This window comes from Actinoplanes awajinensis subsp. mycoplanecinus, from assembly GCF_001509495.1.
GTDB classification, from domain to species: Bacteria; Actinomycetota; Actinomycetes; order Mycobacteriales; family Micromonosporaceae; genus Actinoplanes; species Actinoplanes palleronii.
The window spans coordinates 109,112-124,179 of the sequence record NZ_LLZH01000122.1; the positions used below are offsets into that span (position 1 = coordinate 109,112).

Here is a 15,068-nt window from a genome sequence, read left to right on the forward strand (position 1 = left end):
CGGCATCTGGAATCCTGAGGGTAGGTATGAAGACCTGATGAGGCCGGCTCGACAACACCTGGCTCCATGAGAGGCTCCGCCTGATGAAACTCTGTTCCATTGAGTTCGCGGTGGATAACGGCATGTTGACTATTGGTGCGGCCGAGGCGGCGGATGGAGAACAGCCGACGCTGGAGGATTTGCCGGCTGTCACGGACACCCAGTTGTTCATGCGGTGTCGGCAGCAAATAGCTCCCGTGCGCGTCGGGTTCTGGCGAGGTGAGGCGCCGCCGAGTTCGTACGAGATACTTTCGGTCAAGATAACGCTGCCGGATGGTTTGCTGACTGTAGGTGAGACCTTCCTTCGCCCCTATCTGTCGTGGCCTGTCTGTGCGCCGGGTCGATCTGTTGATGTCCGCATCGGAGTCGACGACGAAGATGACGCCGCAAGTGTGACCGTCTTGATCGATGCGGTAGGTGTCCGGCTCCCCTCATCTCGGGACCGTGCGCACCTGGTCCGAGCCCTGGCCGAATATGACCAGCTGGAAAAACTCGACGTCGTCACCGCGGAGCACAGCTTTCCTCTCGAGCGGTTCAGCTCGGCATTTCATATCATCCGGCACGGTGTCGCGTCGGGTGCGGCCGGTGGTCGGGTCCGATATGGAGTTCAGACAATTGTTGAATGGATGCGTTGGCTGAAGGCTGATATTTCGAGAGAAAACCTGGAAGGCGTTGATGGTTTGATCATGAGCCGGGTCGGCTTGAATGTATCGCCCGATCAGGCTGCGCGTGAGATACTCGCGGAGTTTGCTCGAAGGCTCGGGGTGTCGCTGGACGAACTGCTGGTTGCCCGCAGATGAGAGCTTTCTTGACCGCGTTTTGGAACGTTTACGCGGAGTAGTCAGTCGTCAGGCCCCTGCCCATCCCTGTTCGGCGAGGTGATGCTCGATGTCGGCGGCGATGGCCCGTGACCTGGCCGCTCCCTCGGCGTCGGACAAGCGCTCGTCGACCTCTGCCCAGTGGCGCAGGGCGAAGACAACCAGGCTCCATTGAGCGTCCGTGAGGGTCATCGTCGCCACCTGTCCAGGTGCCGGCCACGTCTCGAAGCCCGCGGCGTCGCGCGGCCACCCCGGAATCTGGTCCCAGCCCGCCTGGCGAACGCTGAGGCCCAACTGGGCCACCCTGGGCAAGGCGATGGAATCTGGCTCCGCGTCGGTATCCGCGGCCGGCCCCTCGTCCCAGTCGTCTTCATCGTCGGGCCCGTCGCCGTCCTCGGCCTCGTCGTCGGTGTCACCCTCCTCGTCGAAGACGGCACCATCGATGGCCGACTGGACGTGGTTGTCCATGGTCCCGTCGATGAACAGCCAGTCGCTGATCAGTATCTGGACCGAGTGCTCCATGCGCTCCGCCATAGCGTTCATGCACGCATCATGGACGACAGGTACGACCGCTGACTATTGGGCGGATCGGATCTACCACGAGGACGTCTACGAGAACGGCCGGCTGTTCCAGATACCGCGCCCGGCGCCTGCCGCGGACTCGGGGTGCTGGCCGGGGCGTTAGCGGATGCCCTCGTGGCGCAGGGTTCGGGCCAGGGCCGTCACGTGCCGGGTCATGGCGTCGGCTACCTCCTGGACGTGGTCCGGGGTCGCGCGGTCGGCGGGCATCGAACACGACACCGCGTCGCTGGCCGGGATGCGGTAGCCGACCGCTACCGCGACGCACGCGACGCCGGGGGTGTTCTGCTCGCGCTCGAAGGCCCACCCCCGCTTGCGGACCACCTCCAGCTCCGCGTGCAGCGCTGTGTGGTCGGTGATGCTGTTCGGCTGCAGGCCGGCCAGAGATGCCGGGAGTAAAGCGTCCACCTCCGCCTCGGTCAGCTCCGCCAGCAAGGCCTGGCCTAGCGCGGTCACATGCGCCGGGAGGCGGCGGCCGACCCGGGAGACCCGGCCGGCCGAATCGCGGGACTCGCGGCTGGCCAGGTAGAGCACGTGGGCGTCGTCGCGGCGGGCGTAGTGGATGGTGTAGCCGATCTCGCCGCGCAGGTCCTCGATGGTCTCCTGGGCGAACCGCAGCGCCGGGTCGCGGTCCAGGTATGCCGTGCCGGAGAGCAGCGCGTGCGGGCCGACCCCGAACGCCGAACCGGTCTCGTCGGCCTCGACCCACTTGAGCTCACGCAGCGTGCGCACCAGCGCGTGCAGGCTCGAGCGCGGGTAGCCCATGCGTTCCTGCAGCTCGGAGAGGGTGAGCCGGGTCGGGGACGCGGCGAGGGTCTCCAGGATCTTCACGGTGCGTTCGGCGGATTTCACCGGCGAGACGTCATTGGCCGTCGTTGATCCCTCAATCGCCTGCGGCATTGATACCCACCATCACGAAGGTTTGTTTCCAGAGTGTTGACGGTCATCATACCGGCAGCTAGCTTGTCCCTACTCGCGTGACACAGACGAAACACGCGTCCATATATGTAGACAAGGGGCAGGCACGTGGCTGGTAGAAGAGTGCTCGCGGTGGCGGTGACCGCGGCCGTCGCGGCCGGCTGCCTGGTGGCCTGCGGTGGCGACAAGCCGGCCACCGATGCCAAGGCCGAGCTGCAGATCTGGGTTCGCAAGCCGCCCGGCTCGAACACCGAGAAGACCGACCAGCAGCTCGCCGCCGCGTTCACCGCCAAGACCGGGGTGCCCGCCAAGGTGACCGCGCTGTTCGACGACTTCGAGACGAAGCTGCAGCAGGCGGCCGCGCAGAAGAAGCTGCCGGACATCGTCATCAACGACACCGACCGGCTCGGTGGCCTGGTCAAGCAGGGCCTGGTCCGCGAGGTGGACCGGGCCACGCTGGCCGGGCAGGCCGACCTCACGCCGTCGTCCTGGCAGGCCGCGACCGGTGCGGACGGCAAGATCTACGGGGTGCCGTTCTCGGCGCAGTCGTTCGCGCTGTTCATCCGCAAGGACTGGCGCGAGAAGCTCGGCCTGCAGACCCCGAAGACCTGGGCCGACATGGACGCGCTCGCCAAGGCGTTCACCGCCGGCGACCCGGACGGCAACGGCAGACCCGACACGTACGGCTACGTCATCCCGGCCTCCACCAAGCGCGGCTACACCTCCTGGTATTTCGCGAGCCTGCTCTGGTCGGCCGGCGGCGACTTCCTGACCGGGGCGGACGGCAAGTTCACCCCGGCGATCAACAACCCGCAGTCCCTCGTGGCGGTGCAGGAACTGACCAAGCAGTTCTGCACCGACAAGAGCGTGGTGCCGGGCTCGGTGACCGCCGAGACCACCCAGGCGCACCCGCTGTTCGAGACCGGGAAGGGCGGGATCTACCTGACCGGTCCGTACAATATGGCGCGTTTTGATAAGAACCTCGGTAAGGACAAGTACGAGGTCGTGGCGCTGCCGCCCGGCCCCGGCGGCAAGAGTGTCTCGCTGGCCGAGGGCGAGAACGTCTACCTGATGGCCGGGTCGGCCAACCCGGCCGGGCAGACCAAGTTCGCCGAGTACGCCACGTCGGTCGACGGTCAGACGCTGGGCATGGCCGGTGACACCGACGGCAACGTGGTGCGCCTGCCGGTGAACAGCAAGGTGGACATGGCCGCGGTCCGCAAGGACACCCGCTGGCAGCTGTTCGCCGGGATCTACCAGGACGGCGCCCGCTACGTGCCGGTGGTGCCGGACTGGACGCCGTTCCGGCAGTCCGCCGCCGACACCCTGAACGGCCTGGTCGCCGACTGTGCCGCCGACCCGAAGACCGCGCTCGACAAGCTGGCTCAGACGTTCACCGACGAGCTGACCAAGCAGGGAGCGAAAGCGTGACCGGCGGCGGCGAGTTGACCAAGCAGGGAGCGAAGGCGTGACGGCCACGCTGGCCGCGCCGCCGGAGAAGAAGCGCGCGCCGCCGCAGAAAAGGCCAGGAAAGCACTGGTCAAGGCATGCGAGCGCGTGGCTCTGGCTCGCGCCCGCGCTGATCATTTTCGGGCTGTTCAAGTTCGTGCCGATGGCCCGTGCGATCAGCATGAGCTTCCACGAGGTCCGGCCCTACCTCGGCGACCGCTGGGTCGGGCTGGACAACTACCGGACCGTGCTCGGTGACGAGGCGTTCCGGGCGGCCGCCGGGCACACGCTCGTGCTCGCGCTCGGCGAGACCCTCGGCTCCCTGGTCATCGGCCTGGCGTTGGCCCTGCTGCTGGAGGGCACCGCCCGGCACCTGTGGTTCGTGCGGACCGCGGTCTTCCTGCCGACGGTCACCGCGATGGCCGTGGTCGCCGCGCTGTGGCGGGTCATCTACTATCCGGCCCCGGACGGCGCGCTCAACGTGGTGCTGGGCTGGATCGGACTCGGCCCGGGGCAGTATCTCGACTCGCCGCACACGTCACTGTGGTCGGTGATGGCGGTCGGGATCTGGCGCGGCGCCCCGTACGACATGATGATCTTTATTGCCGGATTGGCGGGTGTCGATCGCACGCTCTATGAGGCGGCGGCCGCCGACGGCGCGGGACCGTTGCGCCGGCTCTGGCACGTGGCGTTCCCGGCGATGCGCCCGGTCTTCGGCATCGTCGTCACGCTCGCCGCGATCCGCGGGCTCCGGGTGTTCACCGAGATCTTCCTGCTCACCAACGGCGGCCCGAACGGCTCCACCGAGGTGGTGATGACGCTGGTCTACAAGCTCGGGCTGGAACGCAACGAGCTGGGCATCGCGTCAGCCGGCTCGATGCTGCTGCTGGTCGCCACGATCGCGCTTACGGTGCTGACACAGATGCTGAGGCGACGTTCATGAGACAACTCGACACCGCTCTCGGGCTCGGCGCGATCCGTGGCCCGCTCGGCCGGATCGTCAAGGTCGCGCTGTACGCGCTGGTGGTCTTCGTCTTCGCCGGACCGCTGCTGGCGTTGCTGGTCAGCGCGTTCGGCCTGGTCACCGATCCGACGAAGCTCACGCTGATCCCGCACGACCTGACCCTCGACAACTTCCGCACGGCGTTCGACCAGGGCGTGCTGGGCTACCTGGCGAACTCGCTGATCGTGGTCGGTGGCGGGCTGCTGCTCCAGATCGCGGTGAGCGTCACCGCCGCGTACGCGCTGGCCCGCAAGCAGTTCCCCGGCGTACGCATGGTGCTGTTCTTGATCCTCTCGACCATGATGCTGCCGGAAGAAATCCTGGCCATCCCGTTGTCGCTGGTCCTCGCGGACGTGCCGGTCCTGCACGTCAACCTGATCGGCAGCCTGGCCGGCATGATCGTGCCGGTCGGCGCGTGGGCGTTCGCGATCCTGGTGATGACCGAGTTCATGCGCGACGTGCCGATCGAGCTGGAGGAGGCGGCCCGGATCGACGGGGCCGGCGACCTGCGGATCTTCTGGTCGGTGATCCTGCCGGTGTGCCGTCCGGCGCTGGGCGTGCTGGGCATTTTCGGCTTCACGATGATCTGGGACCAGTACATTCTGCCGCTGCTCGTCGCGCAGGACGCGAAGCAGTTCACCCTCGCGCTGGCGTTGCGCAGCCTGCGCGCCGACGAGCAGGTGGGCACCGGGGTGCTGATCGCCTCGGCGCTGCTCGCGTTGCTGCCGTCGGTCGTGGTTTTTCTCGCCTTGCAGCGCCAGTTCATGCGCGGCCTGACCTCCGGAGCGATCAAGGGATGACATCTGTTCGCGAAGTGATCGTGACTCCGGTCGCGTTCCCCGACCCGCCGCTGTTGAACTCCGCGGGCGTGCACCAGCCGTGGGCGCTGCGCGCGATCATCCAGGTCCGGGCCGCCGACGGCAGCATCGGCCTGGGGGAAACCTACGGCGACGCGCCGCATCTGGCGCTGCTGACCCGAGCCGCTTCGGCTATCGAAAATCTGGATATTTTTGATTTAGCTGGACTTGTCGCAAAAATCGCCGAGGCCCTCGGCGCTGCCGACGCCCCGGATCGCCATGGGCTCACCGGCGACTCCACCGCCGCGAAGACCCTGGCCCGAGTGGTCTCCCCGTTCGAGGTCGCGCTGCTCGACCTGCAAGGTCAGGCGATCGGCCGGCCGATTTACGACCTGCTCGGCGGCAAGGTCCGCGACCGCGTCCCGTTCTCGGCCTACCTCTTCTACAAGTGGGCCGGAACGGACAGCTGGGGACCGGCCCTCGACCCGGCCGGGATCGTCGCCCAGGCCCGCTCCATGATCGACCAGTACGGCTTCGAATCGATCAAACTCAAGGGCGGGGTGTTCCCGCCCGACGAGGAGATCGCCGCGATCCGGGCGCTGCGCGACGCGTTCCCCGGCCTGCCGCTGCGGCTCGACCCGAACGCCGCGTGGACCCCGGAGACCTCGATCAAGGTGGCCGAGCAGACCGAGGGCCTGCTGGAATACCTGGAGGACCCGACCGGCGGGCTGGCCGGGATGGCCGAGGTGGCCGCGCTCGCCCCGATGCCCCTGGCCACCAACATGTGCGTGGTCGCGTTCGCCGACCTGCCCGAGGCGATCGAGCGTGGCTCGGTGCAGATCGTGCTCGCCGACCACCACTACTGGGGTGGGCTGCGCGCCTGCGTGGAACTCGCCGCGATCTGCCGCACCTGGGGGATCGGCGTCTCGATGCACTCCAACAGCCACCTCGGGATCAGCCTGGCCGCCATGGTCCACCTCGCCGCGGCGACACCACAGCTGACCTACGCGGTGGACACCCACACGCCGTGGCAGTCCGGGGTGGACGTGGTCAGCGATCCACTGGTGATCAGTGGGGGAGCGGCGACCGTGCCGGACACCCCGGGGCTGGGGGTGACGCTCGACGAGGACAAGCTGGCCGAGCTGCACGACAACTGGTGGCGCTGCGGGATCCGGGAACGCGACGACACCGCGTATCGGCAGAGCTTCGAACCGGACTACGTGAAGTTGCGGCCGCGATGGTGAGCGGGCACGCTTTTCCGTGGGATGTGCTCGGGGATCCCGGGTTCCTGGACCGGGCGCCGCAGCGGGTGACTCTGGCTGCCGCCTACCACTCGACGCGGGCCGCGACCCCGCTGCACCCCGCGCACCGGATCGTCGACGCGCGGTGGGCGGCGCTCTACCGCCCGGTCCGTTCGCCGGCCTGGGAAGGGCGGCAGTTGCGGCCGCTCGCGCCGAACTGGGTGTCGCACGCCGACGCGTTCGGGACCGCGGCGCGGTTGCTGAAGCGGGCCGGGCGCCAGGTGAGCGCGTGGATCGTGCTGACGCACAACACCCGGCTGGGCACGGCACGACCGGACGTCGCGGTGGTCAACTGTTTCGGAGAGCCTTATCCGTACGCCCTGTGCCCGGCCCATCCGGAAGTCCGCGAGTACGCCGCCACGCTCGCCGCCGAGGCGGTCCTCGACCTGGACCTCGACGGTGTCTCGCTCGAGGCGTGCGGCCAACTGGGCGTGAACCATCTCGGACACCACGAGAAGACCGACGGCGCCTGGACACCGGCCGAGGTGCGACTGCTGTCGATCTGCTGCTGCACCGCCTGCCGACGGGGGTGGGTGGCGCAGGGGCTCGACCCGGGCGAGGTGGTGACCGCGCTGCGGGCCGGGAACCCGTCCGACGAGGTCCTAGCCGTGCTGCTCGGGGTGCGGCACCGGCACACCGACCTGCTGCGCGCGCAGGTGCTCGCCGGGCTGGGTGATCTGCCGGTCACGTTGCACGCGCACCCCGACCCGTGGGCGACCGGACCGTCGCCGGGACTGACCGCCACCGCGGCCTCCTCTCCTGGCGTGGACGCGCTGCTCGTGCCGTGCTGGCCGCTCGGCTCCGAGGACCTGGTGCGCGCGGCGGCCGAGCACGGCACACCGGTCGACGCGTACGTCACCCTGCTGCACCCGATGGAACCCGACGCGGTCGGGCCGCACGTGACAGCGCTCCAGGCCGCCGGCGCGAGCCGGCTGAGCCTCTACCACCTGGGCCTCGCTCCCGCCTGGCGTCAGGACCTCTTCACTCTTTGATGGAGTCCACTGTGCTCGGTAAAACCGCGGCGCTCGCCGCCTCCCTGGTCATCATCGCCCTGCCGGTCCCGGCGCAAGCCGCCACCACCACCGTCACCGTCGACACCGTGCACCCGGCCGGGCGGCTCGCCGCCGACGCGGTCGGGCTGTCGTTCGAGATGCGCGAACTCGGCATCGGCAACCTCGACCCGGCCCGCGGCAACATGGCCCAGCTGATGCGCACGCTCGGCGCCAGCAACCTGCGGATCGGCGGCAACACCCTGGACCGCGACACACTCTGGCTGCCCGCCGGGCAGTCGCCACCCGACCCCAAACCGGACTGGGTGCAGGACGTCGTCACCCCGGCCGACATCAAACGGCTGCGCGGGCTGCTCGACGCCACCGGCTGGAAGGCCGAGGTCGGCGTCAACGTCGGCCGCTGGGACCCGGCGCTCGTCGCTGATCAGGTTCGGACCATGGATCAGGTCCTCGGCAAGCGCCTGGTCGCCGTCGAGTGCGGCAACGAACCGGACCAGTGGGAGGGCAAGGCGCTGCGCCCGCCCGGCTACGCCTATCCGCAGTACCACGCGGACTGGGCGGCCTGCGCGGACGTCGTCGGGCACGACCGGATCGCCGGACCGGACACCGCCGGCACGTCGTCGTCCTGGGCGTCCTCGCTCGCCGCCGACGAGCACGATCGGATGGCGATGCTGACCGTCCACCAGTACGCGTCCGGCCCGGACCTCACGATCAACCGGATGCTGTCGGCCGCGCAGATCACCTCGCAGCTCACCGCGGTCGCCGGCAACCTGGCCGCCGCCACGGCGCATGGCCTGCCGATGCGGGTCGACGAGGCCAACTCGGCGTACAGCGGCGGGGTCGACGGCGTCAGCAACAAGTACGCGTCCGCGCTCTGGGTGATCGATTACGGACTGTCGATGGCGCAAGCCGGGATGGCCGGGATCAACGTGCACGGCGGGCTCGGCGTCTGCAACGCCCCGATCTGGAACGGCAAGTTCCAGCGCTACACCCCGATCTGCGCGTCCAGCACCGCCTATGAGCTGGCCCAGCAGTACCAGGTCATGCCGATCTATTACGGCATCTGGATGGCCAGGCAGATGGGTCCGGGACGGTTCCTGCCGGTCACGACCGACACCACACAGAACCTTTCGGTGTACGCGGTGCAGGGCGACGACGGGCGCACCCGGATCGCGCTGGTCCACAAGGACGGGGCGCCGGTCGCCGTGACCCTGGCGGTCGGTGGCCGGAATCGGTCGGCGTCGGTGCTGGCGATGACCGGTGCAGGGCTGGACCAGGAGTCGACGGCGGTGCAGGGCGTGACCGTCGACGGCACCGGCCGGTTCTCCCCGGCCCCGTCCTCGGCGCGGGTCACCGGCGGGAAGCTGACCCTGACCGTGGGCGCGGCGAGCGCGGTCGTGGTGACGCTGTGAATCGTCGTACCGTGTTGGGGTTGGGTCTTGTGCCCTTTGTTCCTCTGCCCTCGTCGCGCCCGGCTTTGACCACGGTGGCGGCCGCGTCGGCGGCCCGCACCGATCGGCGGCCGGTCGCCGGGGGAGTGCACGACCCGCGCGCCGGGAAGACCTTCATCTCCTGGGGCGGGTTCCAGGAGGACAACTACGTGCAGGAGTACGACCACCTGCTCGCGGTGTGGTCGGCGCCGGTGCGGGTGGCCGGCGGTGACAACGACTCGCACAACTACCCGACGCTGATCCAGGCCGACGACGGTCACCTGCTGGTCTTCCGCGGCCTGCACAACCGGGAACTGTGGGTGGCCCGCTCGCCCGCGCCGCACTCGATCGCCGGGACCTGGACCGACACGATCATCCCGGCGGGGCTGGGCGCGACGTATCCGATGCCGGTGAAGACGTCGACCGGCGACATCTTCGTGTTCATCCGCGAGACGGCCGGCGACTTCGACCCGGCGTTCCCGACCGATACCCGGCCGATGAAGTACGTCCGCTCCACCGACGACGGGCTCAGCTGGCAGAGCTCCACGGCGCTCACCGGCGACCGCTGGTGCATCGCGCCGCTGAACCGCGCGGACAACATGAACGAGATCTATCTCGGTCAGATCCGCGTGGAGGGCGACCGGATCGCGATGGTGTGGACGCTGGCCGGCGGTGGGCCGGAAGGTCACCTGCACGACCGGTACCACCGCAACGTCTACTACGCCACGTTCTCCCCGGACGACCTGCGGTTCCGGTCGGCCGCCGGGCGTGACCTGGGCACCAGCGTCGACGACGCCGACCAGGAGCGGTATCTGAAGGTCGCGGCCACCGAACTGCAGCCCGTCAACCCCCGTTCGCCGGACTACATCAGCCTGGTCGGTTCGACGCTCGGCGGCCGCGCCCCGTTCGTGGTGTGGATGCAGCTGGACGCGCAGGCGCGGGTGCACACGCACAGCGCCGTGCACCTGCCCGGCGTCGGGTGGCGGGCGACCGAGCTGGGCACCGGCGCCCGGGTCCGCGACATGGAACCGGCCGACGACTTCTCCTGGCGGGTCCATGCCACGCCGGACCCGGCGGCGACCGGTGTCGACACCTACCGGCTGGTGCCCGGGCTGCCCTGGCGCCGGGAGTCGACGCTGGCCACCCCGCAGCCGATCCAGCGGATCGAGGTGATCGCCGGGCACCGCCGACCGGCCCGCCTGCTGCTCACCGGCGCCAGCAGCGCGCGGGAGGTGACGGTGGCCGACGGCGACGTCTACGTGGCGGGATAGTTTCAGCCCTGTTCGGCGGCCCACTTGGCGACCCGTTCGGCGCTCTCCTTCTCGGAGAGGTCCTCGACCCGGGTCATGATCGACCAGCGGACGCCGAACGGGTCCCGGACGCTCGCGAACCGGTCGCCCGACACGAACGTGGCGGCCGGTTCCCGCACGGTCGCGCCGGCCGCCTCGGCCTTGGCGAGCACCGCGTCGACGTCCGGGCAGTACATCCCGATCGAGTAGCAGTCCTGCTCCCCGGCGGGCGGCGGCACCAGGCCGTAGGACTCGATCGGCTCGCCGAGCTGCAGCAGCCCGCTGCCGAAGTCGAGCACGGCGTGCGCCACCACGCCGCCCATCTCGGTCACGTCCACGACCCGGGCGCCGAAGACGTCCCGGTAGAAGTCGATCGCGCCGCGGGCGTCCGGGATGACCAGGAACGGGGTCAGGCTGGTGGCGCCGTGCGGGGTGCCGTTGGTGGTGTATTCGCCGGTAGCGGCTTTATCGGTCGTAGTCATGGCCCTAACGCTAGGTGCGGCCACCGGCGGATTCCTTGGAGATACGCGACAGCTTGTACGGTGGTGACCGTGAGCCAGGAGCACCGTGGCGTGCTGTACCCGGTGCGGCTGCCGACGTTCGCGCGCCTGCCGCCGCCCGCGTCGGTGGCCGCGCTCGTCCGCTGGTTCTGGATCCCCGAGTGGCAGATCGCGCCCGGCCGGGTGTCCCGGCAGCACCTGATCGCCTTCCCCGCCTCCAACCTGGTCGTCGGCCCGGACGGGGTGGAGCTCTCCGGCCCGTCGACCCGCCGTTCGCACCGCGACCTTTCCGGTACGGGCTGGGCGGTCGGCGCGCTGCTGCGCCCGGCCGCGGTGCCGGCGTTCACGGCGGCGCCCGCGGAGCTGAAGGACACCGCCCAGCCGGTGGACCTTCCTGACCTGCAGAAATGGGTCACCGAGGCGATGACCGGCCCGGCCGACCGGCATCGCCTGGCAGTCGACGCGTTCGCGGACTGGCTGGCCGGTGTGGTGCCGGCGCCGAGCCCGGAGGCTCTGCTCGCCAATGCGATGGCCGAGCTGATCGACGCCGACCCGGCGGTGGTGCGGGTCGAGGACGTCGCCGCGCGTTTGCACGTCTCGACCCGCACGGTGCAGCGCCTGGCCCGCCGGTATGTGGGCCTTCCGCCGCTCACGATGATCCGGCGGCGGCGGTTGCAGGAAGCGGCCCAGCAGTTGCGGGATGATCCGGGTACCAGCCTGGCGGAGCTGGCGGCCCAGCTCGGCTACGCGGACCAGGCCCACCTGAGCAGCGACTTCAGCACGATCCTCGGGTTGACCCCGAGCGCCTACCGGAGCGCCGTCACTCCCGAAAGCTGACACCTCGCGTTTCCGTCAGCTGACGTTCTCGTCTGGCCGCGGCGCGGTCCTGGCGTGCTCGCGGCCCACGGCGGCCGGTCGCTCGCGGCCCCCGGCTGGTGCTCAGGGTTGTCTCAACGGTCGCGAGGCACCCCTGGACGCCAGCCGGGTTCCGGGGGCGGGCCGCGGCTGGTGCTCAGGGTTGTCTCGATGGTCGCGAGGCACCCCTGGATGCCAGCCGGGTTCCGGGGGCGGGCCGCTCAGGGTTGTCTCGATGGTCGCGAGGCACCCCTGGATGCCAGCCGGGTTCCGGGGGCGGGCCGCGGCTGGTGCTCAGGGTTGTCTCGATGGTCGTGAGGCAGCCCTGAGCACCAGCCGGGGGTCCGGAAGCGGCGCGCCTTCCGGGGTCAGGCCGAGGCGATGGCGAGTGCCAGGGTGAGGATCCCGACGGCCATGAGTGCGGCCGGCAGGGGGATGCCCTTGGTGTCCTTGACCCGCACGTGGGCGAGCACGGCGCCGGCGAAGTACAGCACCAGGCCGGCCGCCGCGGCGATGCCCAGCGGCCGCCAGGCGATCCCGATCAGCAGGCCGATCCCGCCGGCGAGGTTCAGCAGACCCAGCGGCACGAACCACGACTCGGGGACACCCGACGTGGTCAGCACCGTGGTGACCCGCTCGACCCTGCGGAACTTCGCGACGGCGGAGTTGACGTTGGCCAGCCCGAACACGACAGCGGCGACGACGTAGGCAATGAACATGGCATCTCCCCAATAATGGTGCGCTAGAAATCGTTGGAAGCCTACAACGATTATTCCAGGGCAACAATCGGGGTGCTGGTTATGATGGCGGCATGGCTTCGACTGCGCGCACCGCGCTCCCGGCCCCGTTGGGCGTGCTGCTGGCCGGCCGCGGCGCGGTCGCCAGCGCCCGGGTCCGTGAGGCCCTGGCCGCTCAGGGGCTCACCGCGCGATCCGAGTTCACGCTGCGGCACCTGGCCGACGGCCCGGTCAACCAGCAGGCGCTGATCGACCTGCTCGGCGTCGATCCGAGCGCGCTGGTCGCGGTGCTCAACGAGCTGGAGAGCCTGGGCCTGGCGTCAAGGCAGCGAGACGCGGCCGACCGCCGCCGCCACATCGTCACCATCACCGCGAAGGGCACCGGCACCCTGCAGTCCGTCGACGACGTCCTGGCCGGCGCGGACGACGACCTGTTCGCCGCGCTGTCCCCGGAGGAGCGCGGTCAGCTCGAGCAGCTGTTGACCAAGGTCGCCGACGCCGCCTCCTGCGGCGACTGATACCGACCCCACGCCCTGCTGGCCAAGACTCGTGCACCGCCGGTCCTGCCGTGGCGCCGCGTGACACCGAGAGCCGGGGACGTCTGTCGAACCCTTGCAACCTAGAGTCCTAGGATGCCCAAAAAATAGTGCGGCACGCCGCACCGAGAACCAAAGGACGGCTTCGCCGACCGCACCCTGGGCACGGCGCGGTTTTCGCGTGCCAACAGTGGGCGGGTGCGGCCCACCGCCTCCGCCCGGTCCTCAGGCGGTGCCGCTGAGGATGTCGGATCCTGCACGCAGCTCGTGCAGCTTCTCGTGGTTCACCGTCGGGTACTGCTCCAGGCTGGTGCAGAGCGCGTGGCAGTAGGCGCCGGCCGCTTGGACGCGCTCGTCGGCGAAGACCTCGTCGAGTCCGGCGTCGTCGGGGAAGACCACGTCCTCGAACAGTTCGAGAGAAACCTGCTCGATCACCGGAAACAGCGCGTGCTCCAGCCAGGAGCCGACCTTCTTCTCCGGTTCCAGCGCGATGGCCAGCGGACTGCTGACGCAGACGACGGTCGCGAGAAGCCGCTGTGACGGCTCTGGCCAGGTGGAGACCGAAACCCGTTCCCACAGCGACGGGACGTCATCCCCGACGCGACCATCCACGATGAAGTCGATCGAACGGTCGCTCACCTGACCGAACCAGTCGGACCAGCCGGCGCTCTCGGCGGCGCTCAGCCCGGCCCGCAGAGCCGTCCCGGTCAACCAGAACACCGCCGCCTTCGGCCGGGGAGCGAGGCGATCCACCCGCTCTCCCAGATCGGCGACGAACTCGTCGAAGGTCATGGCCGGAGCCGTCAGAGGGCGACGAACGTGAGGCCTCGGGCCTTCAGGGCGGGGAGGACGACGCTCAGGGCCTTGTAGGTCTGGGAGCGGTCGCCGCCGCCGTCGTGGCAGAGGAGGATCTGGCCTGGTTTGGCGGCCAGCATGCGCTTCTCGATTTTGCCGGCGCCCGGTTGGGTCCAGTCCCGGGGGTCGTTGCTCCAGTCCAGGGGGAGCAGGCCGGCCTTGGCCACCTCGCCCAGCAGGTGCGGGGACCAGTCGCCGCCGGGGGAGCGGAAGAGCTTCGGGACGTACCCCGTGGTGTTGGTGATTTTCTTCTGCGCGCGGTGGATCTCCTTCTGGGCGAGGGACTTCGATTTCTCGCCCAGCTCGGTGGGGTGGCTCCAGGTGTGGTTGGCCAGCTGATGGCCGTCGCCGGTGACCATTTTGGCGACCGCCTCGTGGCCGAGGACCTGGTTGCCGATCATGCAGAACATCGCCGGGACGTGGTACTTCTCGAGCAGCTGCAGGATCTTCGGGGTCCAGATCGGGTGCGGGCCGTCGTCGATGGTCAGGGCGATCGCGTCGGAGGGGAACGCCGGCAGGCCGGCGGCCTTGGTGTACTCGGCGAGCGTGGAGAGCGGCTTGCGCTGGACCGGCACCGGGGAAGCGGTGACTTGCGCCTTCTCCGGTGTGCGGGAGGTGACGACCGCGGGCCCGGCGGGGGCGGGTTTGCCCGGGGCCGTGCTGGATTCGGTGGTCGCGCCGTGGATGGCGACCGCTCCCGCGGTCAGGGCAGCGGCGCCGGCGACGCCGGAGAGCCCGAGGATCAACCGGCGCCGGGACACGGCGATGCCGCCGATCCGGACCGGGGCCGCCGGGGCGACCGGTGCGCTGCCGAGCCCGGCCGCCAGCCACGTGGTGGCTTCCTCGTCGGCGGGTGCGGCGGCGCGGGTAGACGCCGGGAGGCGGGCGGGTGCGGGCGCCGGGGTGCGGGCGGGGGTGGAGGCGCGGGCGGGCGGCGCGGCAGGCGTGGGGG

Annotated in this window: 16 protein-coding genes; 10 read left to right on the plus strand and 6 right to left on the minus strand. The window is 69.8% G+C overall.

Going from position 1 to position 15,068, the window contains the following annotated elements; genetic code table 11:
* The first annotated feature begins 83 nt into the window (after positions 1-83).
* Entirely contained in the window at positions 84-839 is a 756-nt protein-coding gene (locus tag ADL15_RS52980) for a hypothetical protein (protein WP_157441414.1), read from the plus strand.
* Positions 840-887: 48 nt separating this feature from the next.
* Here the strand turns inward: ADL15_RS52980 and ADL15_RS16905 are convergent, their stop codons facing one another.
* Complete coding sequence (locus ADL15_RS16905) at positions 888-1,400, minus strand: hypothetical protein (protein WP_067691353.1); 513 nt, start codon at positions 1,398-1,400, stop codon at positions 888-890.
* Between the two features lie 138 nt (positions 1,401-1,538).
* A complete protein-coding gene (locus ADL15_RS16910) occupies positions 1,539-2,288 on the minus strand; it encodes an IclR family transcriptional regulator (RefSeq protein ID WP_232344170.1) in 750 nt (249 codons plus the stop codon).
* A 174-nt stretch (positions 2,289-2,462) separates the two neighbouring features.
* Here ADL15_RS16910 and ADL15_RS16915 point away from each other — a divergent pair, with 174 nt between their 5' ends.
* The 7 genes from ADL15_RS16915 to ADL15_RS16945 are packed head-to-tail and all read left to right on the plus strand — an operon-like array spanning position 2,463 to position 10,615.
* Complete coding sequence (locus ADL15_RS16915; protein WP_067691359.1) at positions 2,463-3,785, plus strand: sugar ABC transporter substrate-binding protein; 1,323 nt, start codon at positions 2,463-2,465, stop codon at positions 3,783-3,785.
* 37 nt (positions 3,786-3,822) lie between these two features.
* Positions 3,823-4,746: a carbohydrate ABC transporter permease gene (locus ADL15_RS16920; RefSeq protein ID WP_067691362.1), complete on the plus strand. Its 924-nt coding sequence runs from the start codon at positions 3,823-3,825 to the stop codon at positions 4,744-4,746.
* The gene (locus ADL15_RS16925) at positions 4,743-5,606 is read left to right on the plus strand and encodes a carbohydrate ABC transporter permease (protein WP_067691364.1); all 864 of its coding nucleotides are present in this window, start codon (positions 4,743-4,745) and stop codon (positions 5,604-5,606) included. The genes ADL15_RS16920 and ADL15_RS16925 overlap by 4 nt, the downstream gene beginning before the upstream one ends.
* Positions 5,603-6,847, plus strand: a complete 1,245-nt coding sequence (locus tag ADL15_RS16930) for a glucarate dehydratase family protein (RefSeq protein WP_067691366.1) — start codon at positions 5,603-5,605, stop codon at positions 6,845-6,847. The genes ADL15_RS16925 and ADL15_RS16930 overlap by 4 nt, the downstream gene beginning before the upstream one ends.
* Positions 6,848-6,870: 23 nt before the next feature.
* Positions 6,871-7,896, plus strand: a complete 1,026-nt coding sequence (locus ADL15_RS16935) for a hypothetical protein (RefSeq protein WP_232344171.1) — start codon at positions 6,871-6,873, stop codon at positions 7,894-7,896.
* Positions 7,897-7,907: 11 nt separating this feature from the next.
* Positions 7,908-9,326 carry a glycosyl hydrolase family 79 C-terminal domain-containing protein gene (locus ADL15_RS16940; RefSeq protein WP_157441415.1) on the plus strand — a complete coding sequence of 473 codons (1,419 nt, stop codon included), beginning with the start codon at positions 7,908-7,910 and terminating at the stop codon, positions 9,324-9,326.
* 29 nt (positions 9,327-9,355) lie between these two features.
* The gene (locus ADL15_RS16945; RefSeq protein ID WP_232344172.1) at positions 9,356-10,615 is read left to right on the plus strand and encodes a BNR-4 repeat-containing protein; all 1,260 of its coding nucleotides are present in this window, start codon (positions 9,356-9,358) and stop codon (positions 10,613-10,615) included.
* A 2-nt stretch (positions 10,616-10,617) separates the two neighbouring features.
* On the opposite strand, the gene ADL15_RS16950 is transcribed toward ADL15_RS16945, so the two are convergent.
* The gene (locus ADL15_RS16950) at positions 10,618-11,115 is read right to left on the minus strand and encodes a VOC family protein (RefSeq protein ID WP_067691377.1); all 498 of its coding nucleotides are present in this window, start codon (positions 11,113-11,115) and stop codon (positions 10,618-10,620) included.
* 144 nt (positions 11,116-11,259) lie between these two features.
* On the opposite strand from ADL15_RS16950, the gene ADL15_RS16955 reads away from it, so the two are divergent.
* Positions 11,260-11,970, plus strand: coding sequence for an AraC family transcriptional regulator (locus ADL15_RS16955; protein ID WP_067691426.1), 711 nt, complete (start codon positions 11,260-11,262; stop codon positions 11,968-11,970).
* 386 nt (positions 11,971-12,356) lie between these two features.
* On the opposite strand, the gene ADL15_RS16960 is transcribed toward ADL15_RS16955, so the two are convergent.
* A complete protein-coding gene (locus ADL15_RS16960; protein ID WP_067691379.1) occupies positions 12,357-12,707 on the minus strand; it encodes a DoxX family protein in 351 nt (116 codons plus the stop codon).
* 92 nt (positions 12,708-12,799) lie between these two features.
* Here ADL15_RS16960 and ADL15_RS16965 point away from each other — a divergent pair, with 92 nt between their 5' ends.
* A complete protein-coding gene (locus ADL15_RS16965) occupies positions 12,800-13,243 on the plus strand; it encodes a MarR family winged helix-turn-helix transcriptional regulator (RefSeq protein ID WP_067691381.1) in 444 nt (147 codons plus the stop codon).
* Between the two features lie 243 nt (positions 13,244-13,486).
* Here the strand turns inward: ADL15_RS16965 and ADL15_RS16970 are convergent, their stop codons facing one another.
* Both ADL15_RS16970 and ADL15_RS56455 read right to left on the minus strand, forming a co-directional pair.
* Positions 13,487-14,053, minus strand: a complete 567-nt coding sequence (locus tag ADL15_RS16970) for a hypothetical protein (RefSeq protein ID WP_067691384.1) — start codon at positions 14,051-14,053, stop codon at positions 13,487-13,489.
* A gap of 11 nt (positions 14,054-14,064) precedes the next feature.
* On the minus strand, positions 14,065-15,068 hold a 1,004-nt coding region (locus ADL15_RS56455; RefSeq protein WP_083971345.1), incomplete at its 5' end, for a polysaccharide deacetylase family protein.